Annotated in this window: 22 protein-coding genes and 1 pseudogene; 2 read left to right on the forward strand and 21 right to left on the reverse strand. The window is 41.9% G+C overall.

The genetic code is table 11. The features are described from left to right. Positions 1-2 precede the first annotated feature (2 nt). The 9 genes from nirB to ACJROX_RS17260 all read right to left on the reverse strand — a co-directional run bounded on the left by nirB (position 3) and on the right by ACJROX_RS17260 (position 11,463). Complete coding sequence (gene nirB, locus ACJROX_RS17220; protein WP_408006433.1) at positions 3-2,408, reverse strand: nitrite reductase large subunit NirB; 2,406 nt, start codon at positions 2,406-2,408, stop codon at positions 3-5. Positions 2,409-2,424: 16 nt separating this feature from the next. After that, complete coding sequence (locus ACJROX_RS17225; RefSeq protein WP_408006434.1) at positions 2,425-3,618, reverse strand: nitrate/nitrite transporter; 1,194 nt, start codon at positions 3,616-3,618, stop codon at positions 2,425-2,427. 495 nt (positions 3,619-4,113) lie between these two features. Further along, positions 4,114-5,370: a cytochrome P450 gene (locus ACJROX_RS17230; protein ID WP_408006435.1), complete on the reverse strand. Its 1,257-nt coding sequence runs from the start codon at positions 5,368-5,370 to the stop codon at positions 4,114-4,116. A gap of 305 nt (positions 5,371-5,675) precedes the next feature. Next, on the reverse strand, positions 5,676-6,644 hold the full coding sequence (locus ACJROX_RS17235) for a sugar phosphate isomerase/epimerase family protein (protein ID WP_408006436.1): 969 nt from the start codon (positions 6,642-6,644) through the stop codon (positions 5,676-5,678). Positions 6,645-6,655: 11 nt separating this feature from the next. Next, a complete protein-coding gene (locus ACJROX_RS17240; protein ID WP_408006437.1) occupies positions 6,656-7,813 on the reverse strand; it encodes a Gfo/Idh/MocA family protein in 1,158 nt (385 codons plus the stop codon). After that, positions 7,810-8,589, reverse strand: a complete 780-nt coding sequence (locus ACJROX_RS17245) for a sugar phosphate isomerase/epimerase family protein (protein ID WP_408006438.1) — start codon at positions 8,587-8,589, stop codon at positions 7,810-7,812. The genes ACJROX_RS17240 and ACJROX_RS17245 overlap by 4 nt, the downstream gene beginning before the upstream one ends. A gap of 29 nt (positions 8,590-8,618) precedes the next feature. Further along, positions 8,619-9,680: a Gfo/Idh/MocA family protein gene (locus ACJROX_RS17250; RefSeq protein ID WP_408006439.1), complete on the reverse strand. Its 1,062-nt coding sequence runs from the start codon at positions 9,678-9,680 to the stop codon at positions 8,619-8,621. A 12-nt stretch (positions 9,681-9,692) separates the two neighbouring features. Further along, on the reverse strand, positions 9,693-10,715 hold the full coding sequence (locus ACJROX_RS17255) for a Gfo/Idh/MocA family protein (RefSeq protein WP_408006440.1): 1,023 nt from the start codon (positions 10,713-10,715) through the stop codon (positions 9,693-9,695). A gap of 469 nt (positions 10,716-11,184) precedes the next feature. Beyond that, positions 11,185-11,463 (reverse strand): hypothetical protein, encoded by a 279-nt coding sequence (locus tag ACJROX_RS17260; protein ID WP_408006441.1) that lies wholly within the window; start codon positions 11,461-11,463, stop codon positions 11,185-11,187. Positions 11,464-11,628: 165 nt separating this feature from the next. On the opposite strand from ACJROX_RS17260, the gene ACJROX_RS17265 reads away from it, so the two are divergent. Further along, entirely contained in the window at positions 11,629-11,817 is a 189-nt protein-coding gene (locus tag ACJROX_RS17265; RefSeq protein WP_408006443.1) for a hypothetical protein, read from the forward strand. A gap of 36 nt (positions 11,818-11,853) precedes the next feature. Here the strand turns inward: ACJROX_RS17265 and ACJROX_RS17270 are convergent, their stop codons facing one another. Continuing rightward, entirely contained in the window at positions 11,854-12,489 is a 636-nt protein-coding gene (locus ACJROX_RS17270) for an FMN-dependent NADH-azoreductase (protein ID WP_408006444.1), read from the reverse strand. Between the two features lie 161 nt (positions 12,490-12,650). Beyond that, positions 12,651-12,878 carry a DUF3892 domain-containing protein gene (locus ACJROX_RS17275; RefSeq protein ID WP_408006445.1) on the reverse strand — a complete coding sequence of 76 codons (228 nt, stop codon included), beginning with the start codon at positions 12,876-12,878 and terminating at the stop codon, positions 12,651-12,653. Positions 12,879-13,011: 133 nt separating this feature from the next. On the opposite strand from ACJROX_RS17275, the gene ACJROX_RS17280 reads away from it, so the two are divergent. After that, positions 13,012-13,698: an FG-GAP-like repeat-containing protein gene (locus ACJROX_RS17280; protein ID WP_408006446.1), complete on the forward strand. Its 687-nt coding sequence runs from the start codon at positions 13,012-13,014 to the stop codon at positions 13,696-13,698. Between the two features lie 53 nt (positions 13,699-13,751). On the opposite strand, the gene ACJROX_RS17285 is transcribed toward ACJROX_RS17280, so the two are convergent. From ACJROX_RS17285 to sat, 10 genes and pseudogenes are all read right to left on the reverse strand, one after another. Further along, positions 13,752-16,160, reverse strand: coding sequence for a M14 family zinc carboxypeptidase (locus tag ACJROX_RS17285; RefSeq protein WP_408006447.1), 2,409 nt, complete (start codon positions 16,158-16,160; stop codon positions 13,752-13,754). A gap of 298 nt (positions 16,161-16,458) precedes the next feature. Beyond that, positions 16,459-17,151: pseudogene (locus ACJROX_RS17290) on the reverse strand (homocysteine S-methyltransferase family protein); the annotation flags it as partial. A 77-nt stretch (positions 17,152-17,228) separates the two neighbouring features. After that, positions 17,229-17,357, reverse strand: coding sequence for a hypothetical protein (locus ACJROX_RS17295; RefSeq protein ID WP_408006448.1), 129 nt, complete (start codon positions 17,355-17,357; stop codon positions 17,229-17,231). Next, entirely contained in the window at positions 17,354-17,491 is a 138-nt protein-coding gene (locus tag ACJROX_RS17300; RefSeq protein WP_408011695.1) for an NAD(P)-dependent oxidoreductase, read from the reverse strand. Before ACJROX_RS17300 ends, ACJROX_RS17295 begins: the two co-directional genes overlap by 4 nt. Positions 17,492-17,494: 3 nt before the next feature. Further along, a complete protein-coding gene (locus tag ACJROX_RS17305; RefSeq protein WP_408006449.1) occupies positions 17,495-18,232 on the reverse strand; it encodes a sirohydrochlorin chelatase in 738 nt (245 codons plus the stop codon). Between the two features lie 14 nt (positions 18,233-18,246). Beyond that, entirely contained in the window at positions 18,247-19,032 is a 786-nt protein-coding gene (gene cobA / locus ACJROX_RS17310; protein ID WP_408006450.1) for a uroporphyrinogen-III C-methyltransferase, read from the reverse strand. A gap of 21 nt (positions 19,033-19,053) precedes the next feature. Beyond that, on the reverse strand, positions 19,054-19,278 hold the full coding sequence (locus ACJROX_RS17315) for a DUF3906 family protein (RefSeq protein ID WP_408006451.1): 225 nt from the start codon (positions 19,276-19,278) through the stop codon (positions 19,054-19,056). Between the two features lie 15 nt (positions 19,279-19,293). Next, entirely contained in the window at positions 19,294-20,922 is a 1,629-nt protein-coding gene (locus ACJROX_RS17320) for a nitrite/sulfite reductase (protein ID WP_408006452.1), read from the reverse strand. Positions 20,923-20,937: 15 nt separating this feature from the next. After that, a complete protein-coding gene (gene cysC, locus ACJROX_RS17325) occupies positions 20,938-21,534 on the reverse strand; it encodes an adenylyl-sulfate kinase (RefSeq protein ID WP_408006453.1) in 597 nt (198 codons plus the stop codon). Positions 21,535-21,555: 21 nt separating this feature from the next. Next, positions 21,556-22,704, reverse strand: coding sequence for a sulfate adenylyltransferase (gene sat / locus ACJROX_RS17330; RefSeq protein ID WP_408006454.1), 1,149 nt, complete (start codon positions 22,702-22,704; stop codon positions 21,556-21,558).

The following is a 22,704-nucleotide window of genomic DNA, read 5'->3' on the forward strand; positions in this document are numbered from 1 at the left end:
ATTTATAAATTTTGGAATAACTTTTCTTGTTTTTCTTGGCTTTCTGCAATTTCTTTCCAAGGGTCTCTTGTATGCGTCAAGGCTTCATCCATCCGCTCGATCAACCGTTTTCTGTTTTCCTCTTCAAATATTACCTCTCGGATTTGCTCTATCCCCATACGGTTCACCCACTTCGATGTTCTTTCCAAATAACTTGCCGTTTCGCGGTAATATTGGAGGAAAGCTGCTGTGATATCAAAGACCTCTTGTTCCGTCTTCACCGCGCATAATAAATCTCCACCACGCAAATGAGTTCCGCCGTTTCCACCTACATAAATTTCAAAACCGCCATCAACCCCTACGATTCCTACATCTTTAATTCCTGATTCCGCACAATTTCTTGGACAAGCTGACACGGACATTTTTACTTTATGTGGCGTATTAAGACGTTCAAATTTCTTTTCTAAGTCGATGCCAAGCTGAGTGGAATCCTGGGTTCCAAAACGACAGAATTGGCTGCCAACACAAGTTTTTACGGTTCTTAATGCCTTTCCATATGCATATCCCGAAGGCATATCCAAGTCAGCCCATACTTTAGGAAGATCCTCTTTCTTGATTCCTAAAAGATCAATACGTTGTCCACCAGTCAGTTTGATCATTGGAACTTGATATTTATCGGCTACATCTGCAATTTTTCTTAAATCATTGGCATTGGTCACCCCGCCATACATCCTCGGAACAACAGAATAGGTTCCATCAGCCTGGATATTGGCATGCAAACGCTCATTGACGAACCGGGATTCTTCTTCATCGTCATAGTCGGAAGGATATAACATTCCTAGGTAGTAATTGAGAGCGGGTCTGCATTTGGAGCACCCCTCTTCGTTCTTCCATTCGAGGACATTCATAATCTCTTTGACGAATTTTAATTTTTTATCCTTGATTTCTTCAATTACTTCTTCACGGCTTAATGAGGTGCATCCACAAATTGCTTCTTTCATTTCACTTTGGTCGAAGTCGTCACCCAGTGTGTATTCTAATAGATCCTGAACTAGTGGTTTGCACCCCCCACAAGATCTTGAGGCATTTGTATGATCTTTTACTTGATCAGCCGTCGTCAGCCCGTTTTCCACAATAGATTCACAGATTTCACCCTTTGTGACACCATTACATCCGCAAATAACTTCATTGTTATCCATCGAAACAACTGCACTCTCAGCTGATTCAGTACCCGAGTCCTGAAGGAACGAAACCTTTGGGAGTTCTGAAATATCAGTGCCGTTATTGATTATACTTAATAATTTAGGTCCTTCTTTAATATCACCGAATAATACAGCCCCAATTACCTTGTTACCTCTGATCACAACCTTTTTATATGTTCCATCAAAATCGTCATACACTTTGATGGAATTCGTATCATCGTTATCCAAAAAGTGACCTGCAGAGAATACATCGACCCCTGATACTTTCAATTGGGTCGAAACCACTGAACCTTCATACTTTTTCCCTTCCACACCGCAGACTTTTTCAGCTAAAATTTTACCTTGATCATAAAGAGGGGCTACCAACCCGTAAACAATTTCCCGGTGTTCTGCACACTCCCCGACTGCATAAATGTTAGGGTCATCGGTCTGCATATAATCATCCACGACAATTCCTCGATTGACCTGGATACCGCTGTTCTTAGCCAACTGAACGTCTGGTCTGATTCCGACAGCCATAACAACCAAATCAGCAGAGACTTTTGATCCATCTTTAAAACGCAAACCCTTCACGCGCTCTTTTCCGAGGATCTTTTCGGTCTGTTTGTTTAGGCGGAAGTTCATTCCTTGTGACTCTAGTTCTTTTTGAAGCATTTTAGAAGCAGTTGGATCAAGCTGCCTTTCCATCAGATAATCGCATATATGGACGACATCCACTTCCATGCCAAGATTGAGCAATCCCCTGGCAGCTTCTAATCCTAAGAGTCCTCCCCCAATGACTACGGCCTTTTCATACTGCTGGGACGTTTCGATCATCGTGTGACAATCTTTTATATCCCGAAAAGCTGTTACCCCTTCCTTGTCTGCACCTGGTAACGGAAGCATGAATGGTAAGGAACCCGTCGCAAGTATCAATTCATCGTATTGTACTTGCTTTCCTTTGTCTGTATACACATGTTTTCTGTCTTTATCAATCTTTATCACAGCTTCTCCCGTGTAGAGTTGGATGTTATTCTTTACATACCAATCTCTCTCGTTGAGCGTGATATCATCTATAGAGGTGTCCCCTTGCAGTACGGTCGATAAAAGGATACGGTTATAGTTTGGATGCGGTTCACGGCCGAAAATCGTGATATCGAATGCTTCTGGATCGATTTTCAAAATTTCTTCAATACAGCGAACCCCTGCCATTCCATTTCCAACTAATACTAATTTTTTCTTCTCCATTTATGTTCCCTCCGTTTTAGTGAATCGATGGTAGAGCTTTGACATTTTTCTTCTGCTTGCTTGTTTCTCCATCTCTGATCATATGTTTTAATGCGACTAGACATATCATGGCATTGATCGAAAAAAGCCCGAATCCCAGTGTGTAACTCCCTGTCAACTCTTTTGTGAATCCAAGGATCAATGGTAAGACGAATCCCCCGATCCCCCCAATTGCGCCAATGATTCCGGATGATGCTCCTGTTTGTCCAGGTGCAACATCGGGAACAAGTTTAAATACTGCACCATTTCCTGCCCCTAGAAAAGCACCCATCAATAAGAATCCAATGCTGAATACTATAAAATTTCCAACTGCGAAAGGAATCAAAATCGAAGTACCTACCATACCGATAAACAGAATCGTTAATAGCTTTATAGCTCCAAAACGATCTGCAAGGTACCCTCCTAAAGGTCTTACGAATGTAGCAACCACCACAAATCCTGCTGTTTTTATCCCTACATCGACCAAAGAAACGTCGTAAAGTCCTTTTAATAATGTTGGTAAATAAAGACTGAATGCTACGAAACCTCCAAAGGTAAGAAAGTAGAATAGAGATAATATCCACAGGGATTGATATTTCATAACAGATAACTGTTCTATCACAGTTGTATTTTTATGGGTAAGAGGTGCCTCTTTTGTACACAACCAAAAAATGATGCTCATCAAGCCTATTAAGAGGGCGCCTCCCCAAAACGTCCATGATAAGCCGAACTTCGAAACCATAGTAGGGACAGTAAAGGCTGAAACAGCAGTTCCGATATTCCCTAATCCTACAATCCCTAATACATACCCCTTGCTTTTCGATGAATACCATTGAGAAACGTAAGTGATGGCAATTGCAAAGGTAGCCCCGCCTAGTCCAATCAAAAAAGCCCAAAATAACAGCATTTCATAGGAAGTTGAGAACCCTGCCCCTATTAGAGGAAAAATCAGGATCAGCATTGTCAACGTATAGACCTTCCTCCCACCATAACGGTCAGTGGCAATCCCCAGTGGTATTCGCATCACTGAACCTAAAAGGACAGGTATGGCTATAAGCAAGCTGAGTTTCGTATCGTTTAATTGGTACATTGTCTGGATTATAGGCGCAGCCTGGGCTATCAACGACCAAACGGTAAATGATAGTATCATTGCAATTGTTGAAAACCATAAAGCCACTTTTTGGTCTTCCATGAATGATTGCCTCCCCTCATGGTAGAATTAAAATCTCTGGAACCATACCTGAATGGCTAGAAATAAAAAGGTTAATACGCCACTTCCTCTCTTTTTTGAGACCATTGTATTCCTCCTCTCCATCAATAAAAGTTTGACGAATGATTAATAAGATAAAGCTTTAAATTGTTAAAATCCCTAAACCGACCTGTTGATAGTTCAAAAAATTGAATGAAATCCCGCTCTTCTTTCTCCATAACTCATTAAAGCTGACGAAGTATTAGGTAAAAGTATTTCATAACTTTTTAGATATGGACATTTATACGTAAGAAAATCTAACATGGTTTTTTCTTTTAACTTTACGACTTCTTTCCTTTGTCATGATACCTAACATCTTAAGGAGCGTTAATAAGGTAAACCACCTATATTCCCTAAACACTTAGATGTTGATTTTCCTGTATAAAAAAACAACCTGCATAATATGCAAGTTGCTAATAGAAATTTATATTTCTTTATTTATTTTTGACGAATATTACTCAGGATGAATCCGCTTTTCGGTAATGTCGGCATTTTTAAAAGAGTGTAACTTAAGTCCTGACCAGGAACCTCATATTCAATCTTGTTTACAAGGAAATCGAGGCTCGCTTTCATCACTTCTACTGTGATTCCCTCTCCGGGACAGCGATGCCCCTTTTCGGCCTCACCGCCGCCTTGTGGAATGAAATCAAATAAATTTCCGTCCCAATCAGAGAATCTTTCAGGTCGAAATTCTTCCGGATCCCCCCAAATTCTTGGATCATGGTTCGTCCCATACATATCTAATAACACGAGCATCCCCTTTTTAAATTCACAATCATTCCATACAAATTCCTTTTTCACTCTCGCCCCGACGAATGGACCGAATGGATAGTACCGACGTACCTCTTGGGCAAACATTTCAAGAAATCGTTCGTCCCTTGACTGGAGTTTCTCTTTATACTTGGGGTGGGTTTGTAATGCTAATGCAGAAAACGTGATGAAAGTTGCGATGGCAACAATCGGGCGTAACACATTGATAAGTTCGATCGCAGCCATTTCCGCGTCTAATTTTTTCCCGTTCAGTTGCCGGTGGAACGCCATTTCATAAAGCGCAGATCCTTCGTCTGCTTCAAGTTTACCGTTACGGACATCTTCTATGATACTTTGAATCCATTTTTCCGTTCTTCTTCTGGCTTTCCTCCCTTTCCTGTGCCGTTGGCCTACCGCACCAAATGCATCAACCATATCACTGAAATCATCTGCTCGTTCCCTTGCTTCTGATTCTTTCAAAGGAACGCCCGCCCAATTACATGAAATCCGGCATAGCGTCTCTTTCGCCTCGTCAAATAAGACGATTCCCTCGGTATCTTGCCAACTACCGATCGATTTTTGCCATTCTCTCATCATGAGATCTGCCAATCGTTTTTGATGAGGAGGGGTCATTAGTGACATGAAGAGCAATTTTCTATGAATATGTGCTTCACCATCCATCGTTTGTACTGCGTTCTCACCAAACAATGTCTTCTGGACCCTCTTAGGAGCGGCACCCTTACGTTGAAAACGTTCTGAATCATAAAAAATCTTGGCAGGTTCTTCCCCACTCATACATATGACCTTTTCTCCTAATAAACGGGTTTCAAACAAATCAGATTCATATCTGTCAATTCGGTTTCCAATAAAAAGATATCCTTCTCTCATCAGAGCAAGACTGTTATCGATCGTTTTCTCGTGTGGAACATTTTCGTTTGTGGACATAATGTTGATCTGCTCCTTTTTTCAAATTTTAACGTCTTAAATGTCACTCTTTAGTAAACCCATTTTCACGAAAATACAATCTTTTAAACATTTACTTTCTGAAATGCTCTGTTATACATCATTGGTGATACTTATACGGGCGAGCCGCAAGCCTCCTCGCTGTGGGGTCTCACTTGGATCGCTTTTCCCGCATGAGTGTCGCGAATTTCGCTTTGCTGTTGAAAATGAACAACAAAATTTAACAGTTCTTTTTGCAAAAGTAAAAACCGTTCTGGTATATCACCAATGAACGGTTTTTACTAGTATTATGTCCACCACATTTGGGAAGGTTTTTCCTCAATAAGCACAGTTTTTAAATTAGTGACTGCACGGTTGAATCCTTCTTCGATCGACATGATCGGGTCTTCATGTTCAATACTTACTACATGATCATAGCCGTATATACGAAGTGTACTGATGATATTCGACCATTCTTCCAAGCTATGGCCGCAACCAACCGATCTGAATGTCCAAGCTCTTGTTTTGACATCCCCATACGACTGCATATCCGTCAAACCATACATGTTGACGTTATCCTGGTCAATGTACGTATCTTTTGCATGAAAATGATGGATCGCATCCGCTTCCCCGAGGATTTTGATTGCTGCCACTGGATCGATCCCTTGCCACCATAAATGACTAGGATCAAGATTTGCGCCAATAGCATTACTTGTTGCGTCCCTAAGTTTGAGCATGGTATAAGGAGTGTGTACTAAGAACCCCCCATGAAGTTCAAGGCCGATTTTTACTCCATGCTCTTCAGCTAATTGACCGATCTCTTTCCAATACGGAATAAGTTTATTCTCCCATTGCCATTCATAGACGTCCCCATACTCGTTCGGCCAAGGTGTTACAGGCCAGTTTGGTTGTGTAGCATGTTCGTGATCACCCGCTACTCCCGAAAAACAATTCACCACCGGGACATTCATCAATGAGGCAAGCTTGATGGTTTTACGAAGAGTTTCATCCGATTCATGGGCGAAACCTTGATCTGGAGAGATCGGATTACCATGGCAACTGAATGCACTGATTTTCAGCTTCTGCTCCAGAACTTTTTGCATGTATTGTTTCCGGGCAGCTTCATCCTCTAATAATTCGTCCAATGGACAATGAGCATTCCCGGGATAACAACCAGTACCTATTTCTACTGCTTGTAAACCACTCTTTTTGACATGATCGAGCATTTCTTCAAAAGACTTTTCTGCAAATAACACTGTAAAAACACCTAGTTTCATGTTTGCCACCTCTACTCTTCAGAAATTTGAACCCATTGCTTTGTTTTATGACTCTTCATAATTGCCTCAATCAATTGCATGATCCGATGGCCTTCAGAGAGGGACGCAAAAGAAGGCCCACTATCGTAACCCACTTCTTCTTGTTGTGTGATCGAGCCGTAAAAGTCCAACATTAAATTTTTCAAACCATCTGGCCATCCCTCTTGATGCCCACCAGGATAATGAGCAAGGCTTGCCGATTCAGGAGAAAGGAGAGCCGGATCCTTTACTAATTCCCTGTTGGGTTCATTACGCTGACCAATCCATAATCGGTTCGGTCGTTCCTGATCCCATGAATAAGTAGCATGGTCTGTTGTGATATCAAAATAAAACTTGTTCTTACGGCCGGGGCTTACTTGTGACACGGTAAAAACACCATGAATGCCGTCCTCAAAGTGAACGAGTACACTGCCGTAATCTTCCGTATCGATCTGTACTTCTTCTGTATCGGACCCATCACTCTTCCCGAACGTCTGAACTTCAGCTTTCGGTTTCTGGCGGGTAGAATGGATTGTTTTCAAATCGGCGAAAACTTCAACAATCTTCTTGCCAAGGATATATTGCACGGTATCACACCAATGAGAACCGATGTCCGCTATCGCCCGTGACGGTCCGTTCTTTTCAGGGTCCATCCGCCAGCTGTAATCTGTATCATATAAACACCAGTCCTGTACATAACCGCCATAAACGAGGTTTACTCTTTGTTGGCTGGTGAGGAGATCTTCTTTCATTTGTTTGACCATGGGAAAATGCCGATAGTTGAAACAAACGCCTGCCACACAATTATTTTGTTTTGCTAGTTCATCCAATTCCTTGGATTCTTTACTATTCATCGCAAGAGGCTTTTCAGAAAGCAAATGCTTGCCAGCTTGCAAGATATCCTTGTTGAATGGAAAATGGAGAAAATTATAGGAGCAATTATGAATGACCTCTACTTCAGGGTCACCAATTAAATCTTTCACACTATCATAGGCTTTTTTGATATGGTGATGGTTGGCGGCTTTTTCCGCTTTAGAAAGTTCGCTTGAAGCGATTGCGACTACTTCCACGTTCGGTAGTCTCTTCAAAGCTTCAAGATGAGACATCGCTGAAAAGCCGGTACCTATAATCCCTGCTTTTATTCGTATCATGGACTCACTCCCGTCTCTACTTTCGATTTGATTCTCTGTAAGTTTTCTAGATTGATCATTAGACTTTCATACGGATCTCTTTCAAATTCCTCTTGTTCTACTGTAAGCCAGCCAATGCCATATTCCTTGGCGGTTCTCACAATTCCTTCAAAGTCCAATTTTCCGTTCCCGATTTCAGTCCCTTTTTTATGGCCATCTTCCATTTTCATGTCCTTGATATGGAGAGAGACGATCCGTTCTTGATACTTATGAAGGATTTCTTTTGGCGTACAATTTGCGAACTCGGCCCAATAACAATCAAGCTCCATTTTAACGAGGGCAGGGTCGGTATGTTCAAAAAGCAATTCAAACCCTGTCTTTTCTCCAAATCTAGCAAACTCGAAATCATGGTTATGATAACCGAAGACGAAGCCCTCCTCTTTACAGGTTTGACCAATGTTGTTGAACGTCTCAGCTATTCTCATGTAATCATCAGCTGATTGACGCTTTTCTTCAGGGATTGCAGGACAAATGATCAGGTTGTTTCCGATCATATCCTGATAGTCGAAGGTTTTAGGCAATTCATCCCCAAACAGTTGACTGAATCCGATATGGGCACCTGCACTAACAAGTTGATTTTCATGAAGAGTCCGTTTCACCTCTCTTGCAGGTGTTTCATAAAACCCGGCAAATTGAACACCTGCATACCCGAGATCAGCCACTTTTTGTATCGTTCCTAGAAAGTCCTTTTCCGTTTCCTCCCGTAAAGAATATAACTGTAAACCGATTTTGTTCATTTGGTTACCTCCTATTTAAAATATCGATATCAATTAGAGAGGGCTCGTTCGATCTTGACTGCCTCCCCTTTTTCTGCCGATTCATAGAGGCCATTGATGATCTGTTGTAAATAGACACCTTCTTTAGGAGTACTGATTGGAGGAATACCCGTCAGACATGACTCGACAAACCGATCGATTTCAAGCTCGTGATAGCCCTTCCTAGGTAGAAAAGAAGGAGTGGTATCAATGAGTACATCATGTTTCTCCTGATAGATCTTAAGCGGAAAGACATCTGCACCGCCCTGATCGCCCATCAAAGAAACGTTCATTTCTTCATGTTTCTCTACATTGGCTGCGAACGCTGAATCCAGGAGGATGGATGCACCATTTTTAAACGTAATCATACCGCGAGCCATATCTTCAATGGTGAAGTTCTCCCAATCCCATTCACCCATAATCCCGACGCCCTTTCGCTTTCCAAGCTTTTGATAAGTTACACCAAAAACAGTGTCTGGTTCTGGGTAACCCATCAAATACAAAGCAGTATCAAGCATATGAACACCGATATCAATCAGGGGACCACCGCCCTGGAGTTCCTTGTTGGTAAAAACACCCCAACCAGGGATGCCGCGACGACGTATCGCCGTGACTCTAGCAGCGTAAATGTCACCTAAATCATCATTGTCGATGAAACGTTTTAAAGCTTCGACTTCTGGGGCATGGCGGAAATGGAAGCCGTAGGTTAAAATTTTCCCTTCTTTATTTGCAGTTTCAGCCATTTCAACTGCTTCTTGTACAGTAATTGCTGGCGGTTTTTCACATAATACGTGACAACCAGCTTCTAGCGCAGCAATCGTGGCAGGATGATGGAACTTATTCGGTGTGCAAATACTGACCGCATCAATTTCGACTGATTCGAACATTTCTTGATAAGTGGAAAACGCATGAGGTGCATTGACTTCAGTCGCCAGTTGACTCGCTTTCTCCTTGACCACATCACATACTGCTACTATCTCGACTTTGTCACCGCATTTCCTATAATTGGGTATATGTACATCTTTTGCGATCGCACCAGCACCGATGATCCCGACTTTTAAGTTTTTAGCCATACTTTACTCCTCCTAGTGTGTTTGCTGAATTTTATTCATGATTTCGGTTATGGTAACTCTTCTGCCTTGTTCATGTGAAATTTTCGAAGCTTCGTTTATCAATGTAAGTCCTATCGCATCCGTTTCTGAAATGGTGGTTAGTTCACTGTCCAGTATTGCACGTACCCATTGGTTGAAAGGAGATGGGTGGGGTTCAGGGAGTGAATCAGGTACAATCCAATTTTCACTCAGCTTTTTACTTTTCAGACGAGTTTGATTATCTTCAATTAACAATGTTCCTTCGGTTCCATAAAGCTCAAATTGGAACGGACTGCCGCCGGAGACAAAACCAGTTTCAAGGATTCCAAGAGCACCTGATTCATACTCGACTATAGCGACTGCGTTATCATCAACCTCATGACCTTCTGTGTTTTGAAGGCGAGCGGTTACAGCGGTTGCAGGTCCAGCTAAACGGTTTGTTAGATAAATCGGATGGGCACCAAGATCAATCAACGCTCCTCCGCCACATTCCTCTTTATTGAAAAAGTGATCCGGAAGCCATCCTGTTGCCTTACCATCAAGCGGCACAGCCCCGTTGTGAGCTAACCTGCAACGGATCGTTGTCAGTTTTCCTAATAGACCTTGATCGACTATCTCTTGGGCATATAAATAATAATCTTCCGTAAGTCGAGGCAAGGATACCATCAGCTGCAAATCGTTTTCTTTCACTGCTTCATAGATTTCTTCACAGTCTTTCACAGTAAAAGCGAGAACTTTTTCAGTGAAGATATGCTTTTTGTATTTAGCAGCTGATAAAATGATCTCTTTATGTAGATTCGTGGGTGCATCAACAATCACAGCATCGATCTCTGAATCACCCAGAACAGTTTCTAGATGGCTGGTGAATGGGACGCCAAGTTCCTTAGCCCATCTCTCCCCTCGCTCTGTATTTTCATCCCAAATGACTTTAATTGAAACGTTTTCATTTTGACGTGCTTGATTTGCATAATCATCTGCATGGACGTGCCATCTGCTTAGCAGGGCAACATTGATCATTGGATTACCTCCTTGGATTTTAAGAAAACGTATGAGGTAAGAGTATTTTAATATCATAAGGTTGTCAAGATTTCGAATTTTCCCATCATTATTTGGGGTTTAAGGTTTAAATGTGTTCAAGTCCTGTACTTATAACGCAATGCAAATCTAATAATAAAACCGGCTAAGACGTCATCGTTCTGTGACAATCCCGGTTCTAGTACATCCTGTACGCCCCTGAAAATACTAAAAAAGACCTACCGCCATAAACTGCGGTAAGTCTACCTATATACTTATACTATTTTTCCTTCCACACAGCTCTTCAAGTTCTGCTTCAGGTGGTATGGAAGCTTCAAGTTCATTAACTTTTTCACCATCTACCACATGTGAATAACATTAAGTCTCACCTTCTCCATCATGTTTGATGGCAATATCAAGATCATTCAGAAAAACTTTGGAATACAGCATTGCCTTTTTCATTGTTTCACTTTTAAAGCCATTTCCTTAACCGTTTGATGTAGCGTTTTGACCGGAAAAGCAACTCTGTTTTTATGTATTTAGGTGCATCGATCGCATTGATCGTTTTTATAGCGGGATAGACGCCATCTTTATTGAACCTAACGTTGAAAATGCCCTTATAGATCGTCTTTCCGGACTCTTTATCAATCACTTCAGCATCAACTGTCGCTACCTTATTAATTAGTTGAGGATCTTCTAATCCATCCTTCAACGTCTCGACCTCTATCACTTTAAATAAAAATTGTGGCATAAAATCATCCCTCATCATCGGTTCTGAAAATATCTTATCACGGATTCTGCGGTAATAGAGATTTTTTGCTTGATGAATAATACTGAATTTTTTTCATAATCTAAAGGAGGACTATGGTACTCCATCGAATTAACTATTTATCAATGAACAATGGGGGTTGTTCTAATGTATGATCACAGAAAAGATATACCGTTCCATGATATGCCGTTTTTTGAAAATGTGAAGAACGACAATAAGTTGAACGATTCTGTACTGGATTATCAGAACGGAGCAGTGCACTCAGAATCATTTTCTTATGACTACTCAATGGCTATTCCGTTGAATCAAGTTCCGTTTAGACCACATGATGAATAAAAAAACGTCCTGGTGTCTCCAGGACGTTTTTTTATATTAGAATTTTGCAGCGAATTGTTTTGCTTCTTCTACTGCTTTTGATTTGATATCTTCCGTTTTATCCGGCATTGCCGCATGTCCTTCGATGATGATTGATTCCATATCTTGAACACCAAGGAAGCTCATTACGTTACGGATATAGCGGTCTCCCATCTCCAGTTCCGCAGCAGGGCCTTCTGAGTAAACGCCTCCACGCGCCTGTATATGTAGCGCTTTTTTGTCATCCAGTAATCCGACAGGACCTTCTTCGGTATATTTGAATGTCGATCCCGCTATTGCGATACAGTCAATATAAGCTTTCATTTTGGGAGGGACACTGAAATTCCAGAGAGGTGTGACGAAAACATATTTATCTGCTTTTTTAAACTGTTCGGTAAGAACATTGATCCTTCTCACCTTATCCTGCTCATCAGCACTTAACTGATCAAAAGCATTTCCTTGCTGAAGCTTACCCCAACCATTGAAAACATCTGTATCGATGTAAGGAAGGTCATATTCATATAGATTTAACCGAATAACTTCATCTTCAGGATTTGCCTCGCGATAAGAATTGATGAATTCCTCCCCTACTGCCAGGCCTAATGATTCGTCCGCGGTTTTCGGATTTGCTGTGATGTAAAGTACTTCTACCATTTTCTTTCCTCCTAGAATTATTTAGTTACTTTTATTTAGTAACTCCTTTTTACATAGTGATAATACCATGATTTTTTTATAACACAAAACATTTTGCTCAAAATTACGAGAAAAATGTAAGTTTATTTTTGGACAATAAAAAAAGCTGGTACTACCAGCTTTTAAAAAATAGGCAGACCGTCTAAGTTATTTTCCCTGCGGTTATCTGGATTGGAACGGATATAAGTCTCCCCGTCCTCTTCACGAACAACGTTTACACCTTCGATTATCTCATTATCTACCTCTTTAATTGCGTCAGAGTACGATAATTCTCTACCAGAGCTAGTTTGAAACATTTGAATTTTTCCATTTTCATCTCTTCGTACAGCAACAAAGTGTTCTTTATCCATATCCAAAACCTCCTTATATTTCCTATTGTTTTCGAGATTATGAATAATATGCGTAAAGCAGTTTGTTTTACGAATCACTGACTCACAATATCAATCATAAGGTAAAAGAGCCTACTATTATGGAGGGATGGATATGCCTGTGGAGTTGTTAGATCGTAAAACTGGTGATGTGAACGGGGATGGAATCCAGGATGTCGTTTTTTTGACCGGTACACTTCCATTTCCTGAAAGTCCTTTTCGAGAGAATATCACCTTATGGATACAAGATGGACATAGCGGGAGGTTTTATGACTTACCTTTAAAGACCTTGATGGGATATCAACCCTCGTTATTCTTAGGGGATCTTACAGGGGACAAAGTCAACGATATTCTAATCAGTATGTTTTCTGGAGGATCGGGAGGATATACCTATAATTACGTCTATTCATTCGTGCATAATAATCCCCGTATCCTTTTCAATTATGAGGTATTCAACGACTTATACCATTATAAAGTAGAATATCTTGATGGTTTCAAGGTCAAGGTGACTGCGTTGGAAACCGGAAATACATTCATCATAGATATACAGTATAAAGGGGCGGAATATTTAGCAGAATTATATGATCAGATTGGAATATTAAAAAAGCCTGTAGAAGGTTCCGTCAACGCGCTTGGCGGTTTATACCCGGTTGATTTTCAAGGGAATGGGGTGTACGATCTGTTGGCATATCAACGGATCATCGGTTTGTACAATGCAGACGGGCTTGGTCAGTTGAACACCTACTTGAGATGGAATGATCATTCATTTCATCCTTATAACCAGACAATCCAAATTTATTGAAAAGGAGCCGACCCTTTACCAGTCAGCTCCTGTATTTATTCCGAGTATAGTATTTACTCACTATAGATTGCATTTGAGAGCAGACGGAACAGATAGTCTGTATGATCTCTGAATCCTGCTTCTATCCCAATCAATGCCACATCTTGGTCCTTTTCTTTCACAATGACAGGTTTACCCTGGGCACCTTCACGGTTTTTCCAATGACCTGCAACAAAGAAATCATCATTATCATCGAATGATGCATGAATGTTGACCCCTTCTGTATCTGTATACCAAACTGGTTGATAAACAAAACCAAAATCGGTTGCATCATAACCTGAAGTCAATGCTGATTCATCATAATCTACGTTGACGATACCGTTGCTATTGGAGCTCCCTTTGTTGACCGTTACATCTGTCAATCCAAGTTGCTTCGTTGCATCAGATGCTCCAGCCCCAACTGCGATATATTTTCCTCCATTTTCCACGAGTGAATATACATTTTGCTTAAACTGATCATATTGGCTTTCATTTTCGAGACCGAATTCTGCATTCGCCCTGGAATTATTGTAGGTAATCAATCTCGAGGTTCCGCTGTATATGAACACATCTGTATCACCGAGTCCCTCTTCAGCAAGTCGTTTCGGGGTAATCTCTTCCACATCGAAGCCTAACCGCTGCAATGCCAATAATGTACCTGCATGAGACTGTCCTTTATTCATCCCGCCGTCTTTTAAAATCGTTACCTTCTGAGGTTTCAGTTTCTGTTCCACATCTCCCTTTTCTGTAGCTACTTTGATTCCTGATTCTTTAACTAGCTTTTTCAATTCAGAAGTCGGTTCAGCATCTAAATGGAAATGACCATTTTCTCCCCAGTTCAGTTCATAGCCCTTTTCTATTAGTGTGTTAACAAGATTTACGGCTTCAACTGAAGTATTAGGGATTTTGTATGGACCATCACCTATTAATTCTCCGTCATCAGTAGAAACCTTTTTCACTTCTGATGTTTTAACTTCAAAGTCACTTCCTGCGTCAACTTCTATTGCTTCAAATCCCCATAACTCAGGTAAGCTCCAAGCAGAAATATCATACATAGATGGTGTAATATCGGTAATATCTTCTCCATCCCATAACATCGTGTTGGCTAGCCCTGCTTTCGCCTGGCTCATATCAATAATGTAGGTTCCAGCTGGATAGGTTTTCCCTTCAAATTCAAAACCTTTTTTAGCCTCTGATACTTTGATGTCATTGAACTTTAAATGTTCAACGGCCTTTTCGGTAGCGGTTGGATCGGTTTCATCCACAGGTAAAATATAAGCTTTCGGGAAAAAACCTTCCGAATGATAAGGATGATCGAATTGAATTCCCCGTTTAAACACTTCGATTTGATCCTTGATCATTTCTGCTTTATTTTCATTTGAAAATTCGAGTGCACCTATTACGGCGTCATAGTGCCATTTAACGCCATCCCAATCGTTTGTCGGAGCTTCCAATGTGTAACCGTAAGCTCCGTGATACATTGCATACATTGGTGTAAAGATCGGCGGGTAGTCATCCCAACCTGCTTCGTCATCACGCTGAGGAATATAAGTGCCTGTCATGTTCTGATAGTCGACGTTTGATGTTTCTGTATTAGTGTTTTCATATTCTTCACGGTGGTCAACAATGTTTCCTTCCATAGCTTCTGCCTGATCGAGTGCCCACTTGGAATAAAGATCGTACTCATAATTCGGGTTATGCGGTGGTGTACATGGCTCAATCAATCCAGGGTGGTCCGGGCCGCCGTAGGATTTCACATAGCCATGAAGGTCAAGGAATACCATTGGATTCCATTCTTTGATCAAATTAACGGTATGTTTGGTTTCAACCTGAGATTGTGTAATGAAATCACGGTTCAAATCAATACCATTCCCGTTGAAGCGTGTTGCGTCTATTCGCCCATCTGGATTTGCAACAACATTGAAAATGAGAATGTGGTTTTCAAGTAATTGTTTCGTTTTTTCATCATTTTCGATTGCGAATCGTTCAATCAATTGAAGGGTAGCATCTGTACCTACGAATTCAGTACCATGAATCGAACCATTGATCATGACTGGAACTTTGAAGTCGGGATGTTTCTCGATGAATTCTTCAGCCTTGTCAGGATTTTTGAACATTTTCTTTCTTAAGGCTTTTTGATAGCCGTATTTTCCTTTTGTTGAAGGATCCGAAATTGTTACGACGTACATATCATGTCCCTGAGAGGACTGGTCAGTTGTTTCGATGGAGATTCGATTGCTTTTTTGGGCAATTTCTTGAAGTTTTTCGTTTACCTTCGAATATTTCACAAAATCATAGTTTTCACTATTAAATAGACTGCCGTCCTCCTCTTGGATCGTTTCATTTACATTGACGTTATGCCACTTAGTTGTTTCCGCTGTTCCGGTTAGAGGAGCAGTCAATAAACCAATTACAGCAATTCCTGATAGCAATGAATGTTTCATCATATTCCTCCCTAATGGTTTTTCTGGTAGTACATTACTAGTTTAGTATTTTTATTCATAGAATTGTATAAACCATTCATCCTGTTTAATAGGAGGTGCTATTGTACTAGTTGATCTTATCTTAAAGTCAAAAATAGGTAGGAGTTTCAAGATAAATGCGCCGATCTTTAATAATTAAGCGAATTTGTATTTTTTCAAGCCAATTTCTGAATGTATAAGCCGAATCCAGATATTTATTCGTATTTCGAAATTAAGAAGGGCTGATCCAAAAATAGATCAGCCCTTCTGCCAACATATTCTATGCTCTTGTACGGAACTCCAAATTATGCTTTTTCAAGGTTTCATCCTGTCCGAATAAGAAATGCTTTTCCATATTCGGTGAATACCTCGAATTCGGAGCAATGCGGCCGACTGCTTCAGCCACTGCCCGGATCATGGCAAGTGATGCTCCGTAACATAACCCGATGAATTTGATATCTGTTTCATAATGTGCTTTCTTTGCCCATTCAGCTAGTTCATAACGATTGTGATACAGCGGATCCAGCGAGGTCGGGAAAGTCGTTTCTGTGGGCAATGTACAGCTGCATCCACCATCCGCTAAATTGAAAAAAGTAGGATGTTCTTCCGTAGTTCGGTATGGAAGCGGAAGAGCCCCAATGTATCCTTTTACGTTTTCACGGATCTTTTCCAGATGGGGCTGCATCGTATCAGGTCCTCTGAAGCAGTTCATTCCGACGACCAGCGCCCCGTTTTCCTCCAGTATTCTGCAAGATTCTTCAACCGTATAATCATCACGTAGAATCCCTTCTCCCATCAGCCCTAACGAGATCACGGCATCCAGTCCGTTCCTTTTGATTTCCTCAAGTGCGATCAACGCTTCCTCATGATAGTAGAATGTCCCCCCTAAAATGAAATCGACGCCTTCATCCACACACCATTCAACCATCTCTGCAAACATTACACGGACCTCATCTTTCGATTTCTCATCATCTAGATAGTTTAGCTGGGACCTGGAAGTTTCCACAGACCGGGTCATCGGACAATATTGACTAACTGATGTTTTCCAGCCTATTCAGCGATACTTTTATTCACATTACGATGATTAGTAGCAGCAATGACAACGAGAGCACCTGAAGTCGGCAGCCTCCACATGTTTTCCACCCACGTTATCTTTTTCGTAACAACCAGTTTTTTCACACGTCATTTATCTCGAAACTTGCAACCGTGACAGTTGCACCAGCTTCAACAAGTGAATTGATTTTACGATAAGCGACCTTTCCACCGCCAATGACGACAGCCTTTTTGCCTTCTAGATCGCATGATCGGGTAATGGCTCATGCAATCACTCCTAATGTTTCAAGCGTTCGCTCAGAGACCACTTTTTGAAGATTCGGGTGGTAACCGAGGTACTTGCACAAAATGAATTCCTGATCAGCAGGAATCATTTTTCTGATCGTCTTTTCCATGCTTTTCATCAAGATCCCCGTAAATAATAGATAGGGGACCACAAACACTTGCTTGTGACCGAATTGTTCAGCTAGTTCAAGCCCTTTCTCAAAACTGGGTTCTGCTGCAGCCAAAAACGATGTTTCCACTCTTTTGAATGGATATTTCTCATGCAACAGATCGGCAATTTTACGTAAATCTCTTTTCACATCTGGGTCACTGCTGCCTCTCCCGACTAGAAGGACCATCGCATCGTTAACCGGTTGTTGCTGCTCATAGATTCGTTCGACCAAAATATCGATGATACCCATATGAACGCCAAACGGTCGCCCATACGTAATTTGTACATCCGGCCATCTCATTTGTAATCGCTCCAGCTCTAAAGGGATATCTGTTTTTGCATGTCCAGCAGTGAGCAACAGGACTGGGACGACTGCTATCCGAGTGGCGCCACGTTCAAGGCATCGTTGAAACCCTTCTTCAATCGTCGGGTGTGCCAATTCCAGAAAACTGATTTCCTGGATCGGTACTGATTGGTGCTCCATACTTTGTTGCATGAATCGAGCGGCTTGATTCCTTGCTTCTTCAACCCTGCTGCCATGACCGATGTATAGAATGGCTTGCATCTCATCCCTCCATCTTAAAAAGCAACTTGTGTCTGCAATTCATTTTCTGGCTGGATCAATCGTTCAAACCAGTTGATTTTGTCGCGCAGGCGTACGACCTCACCAACGATGATCATGCTTGGATTTTTAATATCACTTTGTTCAACAATCTCGACAATGGAGTCTAATGTTCCGGTCACGGTCCGCTGTTCCTCGATCGTGCCCCAATGGACAAGGGCGACAGGTGTAGCAGCAGGACGACCATGCTTCAACAGTTGTTCACAAATATAGGGAAGGTTTTTTACTCCCATATAAATGGCAAGTGTATCGATCCCTTTTGCAAGGCTTTCCCAATGGAGGTCGTCCCCTTCTTTATCCTTACGTCGATGTCCAGTCACGAATGCGAAGGTTGAGCTATGTTCCCGATGTGTGACAGGTATACCCGCATATGCAGGAGCTGCGATTCCAGATGTGATTCCTGGAACGATTTCAAACTCGAGCCCATGCTTCGCTAATTCTTCTGCTTCTTCTCCGCCCCTGCCATACACGAACGGATCGCCGCCTTTCAACCTCGTGACGATTTTACCCTTTTTCCCGTTTTTAACGAGAAAACGATTGATCGTTTCCTGTTTCATGAGATGATAGTCTGGAAGTTTACCGCAATAGATCAGTTCTGCATCAGGCTTTGCATAGTTTAATAGTTCCTTGTTGATCAATCGATCGTAAAGTATGACATCTGCTTCTTCTATACACTTCATTCCTTTAACTGTTATCAATCCTGGATCCCCTGGACCTGCCCCCACTAGATAGACTTTACCCATTTCATCCTCTCCTTCACATGTTTAACTGCCGGTCAAAATCGTCTCTTGTTCATGTAGGACAAAACCGTTGCCTCTACGGATCTTCTTTTTCTCATATAGCGATATATCATCAACCTCAGGTAATCTCAGAAAATATTTTTCAAGTTCAACTTCTACGAGATGGAATGCCGCATTATCATTTTCTGCAGCGATGATGACTGGAATCACTTCACCATTCGCCGTCACTTCAAACCGGTATAAGTTCATTCATCGCCCCTCCTATCACGAAACATTCTCGGTCACATTTCCTAAAATATGATCCAATTCTTCCTGTAGCGGCTCTATACCGAGACGGCCGACGAAATCATAGAACGATTCCCCAGGGATCTTCGCTTCTTTAAAATAGACAAGAAACTCTTTTAGAACAGCAGGAAGGTGTTCGCCATCAATCTTACCTTTCAACTTCTCATTGAATTTCCCGCCGTCATTTAATGTACCGCCGACATAGATTTCAAATGCCTCAATCATGCCTTTTTCCTTCGATTTCATTTTGATCCCTTGCAATCCGATATCAGCGATTTGCCGTTGTCCGCACGAATTCGGGCATCCAACCATATGAAGCCTTATCGGGACATCCACCCTGATCTGTTCATCGAGGTATTCTGCTATCCGACGCATCCGCTCTTTCGTTTCCACTAATGCAAGGTTGCAAAATTCAATCCCCGTGCACGATACAGAATATGCAATGAAGCGTTTCGGTTCAATCGTAATCCTCTCAAATATCTTTTCTTGCAAGAGTGTATCGACTTTCTCGTCCGGGATGTTCGGTATAATGATATTTTGAGAGTTACAAGTCCGGATCTCGCCATTTCCATACTGTTTTGATATTTTAGCGATTTCCAAAACCTCATCTGCATCCAACCGGCCGACTGGAACGTTGAATCCGATATAATTCAACCCGTCCTGTTTTTGTTTATGCACACCATAAAAGTAGCCTGCATTCCAATCCTTTTGGACATCCTCACCTTTTGAAGGCAAGGGACCTGTAAGCTCAACTAATTTTTCTTTAAATTGCTCAGGACCCCAATCCGCGACAAGAAACTTAAGCCGTGCACGGTGACGTTTCTCCCTGTAACCGAAGTCCCTGAAGATCGTCGTGATCGCAATCGCTGTCTCTTTGACTTGCTCCGGCTGTATGAAGACATCCAATGTTTCTGCAAGATATGGTCTTGCCGCGAGACCTCCACCTACCTTTACATGAAACCCATTGACTTCCTCTCCATCGATTTCTTTGACAGCCGGGGTGAAGGAAAGGCAATTGATTTCAGCATTCGATGCATTATGGACATTCGTGCTGATTGAGACCTTGTATTTCCGCGGCAAGTTCGAGAAATCTTGATTATGTTGGAAATACTCATAAATCTCTCTTACAATCGGTTCTGTATCGAACAACTCATTCGGATCTATTCCAGCCAGCGGATTTCCGACGATATTACGTGTGATATCCCCGCAAGCTCCCGCAGAAGAAAGACCTACCCGTTGTAGACGGTTGAAAATATCCGGGATGTTCTCGATTTCCAGCCAGTGGAACTGGATCGCCTGGCGTGTAGTGACATCGAATACCCCGCGGCCATAGTCTTTACAAATCGATGCCAGTGCTTCTGCTTGTTCGTAATTCAGTACACCTGACGGGACATTGACCCGCATCATGAAATAACCATCTTCTTTCGGCCGTTGTAGATACAGGCCTGCCCATTTGAATGAATCCCACTCTTCTTTAGGAATTGATTCGAAACCATTTTCAGCGTAATGCGGGATATCTTTAAAGATTTCAAGTCCGTCTTTCTCAAGCTTTTTCAATTCGGTTTTATTCAGCTTTTCGTTGTCTGCCCAGATTTTTTCATATGCCAATGGAACATCCTCCTCTTAAAATAGGTTCTTTTCTTTTAAATACGTGATCACTTGATCGGCACATTCCTCAACTGAATAGTTGTTTGTTTCAATGACCAGTTCTGGTGATTCGGGTTCTTCATATGGCGAACTTACGCCGGTGAAATCAGGTATCTCTCCTTTGCGCGCCTTTTCATACAACCCCTTCGGATCACGTGTTTCACACTCAGCCAATGGACATTTCACATAAACTTCGATGAATTCATCGGCTTCAACCATCTCCCGCACCCGATTCCGGTCCTCCTTAAATGGGGAAATAAAAGCGGTGATGGCGAATTGACCACTATCGACAAACAATTTCGCGACCTCACCGATCCGCCTGATGTTTTCTTGCCTGTCCTCTACTGAAAAACCAAGTCCTTGGTTCAAACCATGGCGGATATTATCCCCATCCAGTACGTAACTCCTCAACCCTAGATCGTGCAGCTTCCGGTCGACAGCGTTTGCCAATGTAGACTTCCCGGATCCAGAAAGACCTGTAAACCAGATGATACTGCTTGTCTGTTTATTCAAACGACGTCGTTCGCTTTTCGATACAGCCGATTCGTGCCATATGATATTTTGAATTGCCACTTATCTCACTCCTTCAGTTGTTCAAGTTGTTACCGGTTCTTGTTTCAATCCTTTTATCAAGACTTCGGCCACTTCTGGGCGGCTGAACGTACTTGGTGGGGTCGATCCATTTCGAAGAAGCTCCCTCACCTTCGTACCAGACAACACGACATGATACTGCTTGTCATGTGGACATGTTTTCGTCGAAGCCATATTTTCGCATTTTGAACAATAAAAGCTATGCTCGAAAAATAATGTTTCGATTCCTAACTCTTCTTTTGTAAAATGACTGAATATCTTTTGAGCATCGTAAGTTCCATAAAAATTCCCTACGCCGGCATGATCCCTGCCGACAATGAAATGGGTGCAGCCGAAATTCTTTCGGACAAGTGCATGAAAGATCGCCTCTCTCGGACCGGCATAACGCATAGCGGCTGGGAAAACCGCTAGAAAAACGCGGTCCCTCGGATAGTAATTTTCAAGAAGGACTTCATAGCTTTCCAGCCTCACATCTGCCGGTATATCATCCGCTTTCGTCTCTCCGACAAGCGGATTCAGGAATAAACCATCAACCGTTTCTAGTGCGGATTTTTGAATATACTCATGTGCTCGGTGGACAGGATTCCGTGTTTGGAAACCGACCACCGTCTTCCAACCAAGTTCGTCAAATTGTTCACGTGTTTGCTCCGGATCGAGATAATAATCTGCGAATCGGTCTTTTGCCGGGCGTTGGACGAGATGGATAGGGCCTCCTATGTAAACATTAGGCCGCTCTAGTAATTTTTTCACACCGGGATGGGCAGTTTCTGCCGTTTTGTAGACATGTAGTGCCTCCCGGAGCTTATCGGGAACATACTTTTCATGGATGCTAATCACCCCATATACCTTTCCATCTTTCACAAGCTTTACCTGATCACCGATTTGTAATTGAGAGGCTTTTTCTTCAGTTACCGGTAGAGTGATCGGAATGCTCCATGGCAATCCATTGTCAAGTCTCATATCGTTAACGACACTTTTATAATCTTTTTCTCCTAAAAATCCTTCAAGTGGACTGTACCCACCGATTGCAATCAATTCAAGATCACTGAGTGCGGTTGCATCCAATTCGATTTCTTTTTTCAATGACTCGTAATCAAAATGTGGATTGATACGATTGATCAATTTCCCTCCATGTGGAATGCTTGTGCTCAT

Source organism: Pseudalkalibacillus sp. A8 (assembly GCF_045920555.1).
GTDB lineage: Bacteria > Bacillota > Bacilli > Bacillales > Fictibacillaceae > Pseudalkalibacillus.

Bases quoted from the DNA above. Each gene is read 5' to 3' on its own strand.
- nirB (WP_408006433.1), bottom strand. From the start codon at position 2,408: ATGGAGAAGAAAAAATTAGTATTAGTTGGAAATGGAATGGCAGGGGTT.
- ACJROX_RS17225 (WP_408006434.1), bottom strand. From the start codon at position 3,618: ATGGAAGACCAAAAAGTGGCTTTATGGTTTTCAACAATTGCAATGATA.
- ACJROX_RS17230 (WP_408006435.1), bottom strand. From the start codon at position 5,370: ATGTCCACAAACGAAAATGTTCCACACGAGAAAACGATCGATAACAGT.
- ACJROX_RS17235 (WP_408006436.1), bottom strand. From the start codon at position 6,644: ATGAAACTAGGTGTTTTTACAGTGTTATTTGCAGAAAAGTCTTTTGAA.
- ACJROX_RS17240 (WP_408006437.1), bottom strand. From the start codon at position 7,813: ATGATACGAATAAAAGCAGGGATTATAGGTACCGGCTTTTCAGCGATG.
- ACJROX_RS17245 (WP_408006438.1), bottom strand. From the start codon at position 8,589: ATGAACAAAATCGGTTTACAGTTATATTCTTTACGGGAGGAAACGGAA.
- ACJROX_RS17250 (WP_408006439.1), bottom strand. From the start codon at position 9,680: ATGGCTAAAAACTTAAAAGTCGGGATCATCGGTGCTGGTGCGATCGCA.
- ACJROX_RS17255 (WP_408006440.1), bottom strand. From the start codon at position 10,715: ATGATCAATGTTGCCCTGCTAAGCAGATGGCACGTCCATGCAGATGAT.
- ACJROX_RS17260 (WP_408006441.1), bottom strand. From the start codon at position 11,463: ATGCCACAATTTTTATTTAAAGTGATAGAGGTCGAGACGTTGAAGGAT.
- ACJROX_RS17265 (WP_408006443.1), top strand. From the start codon at position 11,629: ATGTATGATCACAGAAAAGATATACCGTTCCATGATATGCCGTTTTTT.
- ACJROX_RS17270 (WP_408006444.1), bottom strand. From the start codon at position 12,489: ATGGTAGAAGTACTTTACATCACAGCAAATCCGAAAACCGCGGACGAA.
- ACJROX_RS17275 (WP_408006445.1), bottom strand. From the start codon at position 12,878: ATGGATAAAGAACACTTTGTTGCTGTACGAAGAGATGAAAATGGAAAA.
- ACJROX_RS17280 (WP_408006446.1), top strand. From the start codon at position 13,012: ATGCCTGTGGAGTTGTTAGATCGTAAAACTGGTGATGTGAACGGGGAT.
- ACJROX_RS17285 (WP_408006447.1), bottom strand. From the start codon at position 16,160: ATGAAACATTCATTGCTATCAGGAATTGCTGTAATTGGTTTATTGACT.
- ACJROX_RS17305 (WP_408006449.1), bottom strand. From the start codon at position 18,232: ATGCAAGCCATTCTATACATCGGTCATGGCAGCAGGGTTGAAGAAGCA.
- cobA (WP_408006450.1), bottom strand. From the start codon at position 19,032: ATGGGTAAAGTCTATCTAGTGGGGGCAGGTCCAGGGGATCCAGGATTG.
- ACJROX_RS17315 (WP_408006451.1), bottom strand. From the start codon at position 19,278: ATGAACTTATACCGGTTTGAAGTGACGGCGAATGGTGAAGTGATTCCA.
- sat (WP_408006454.1), bottom strand. From the start codon at position 22,704: ATGAGCACAAGCATTCCACATGGAGGGAAATTGATCAATCGTATCAAT.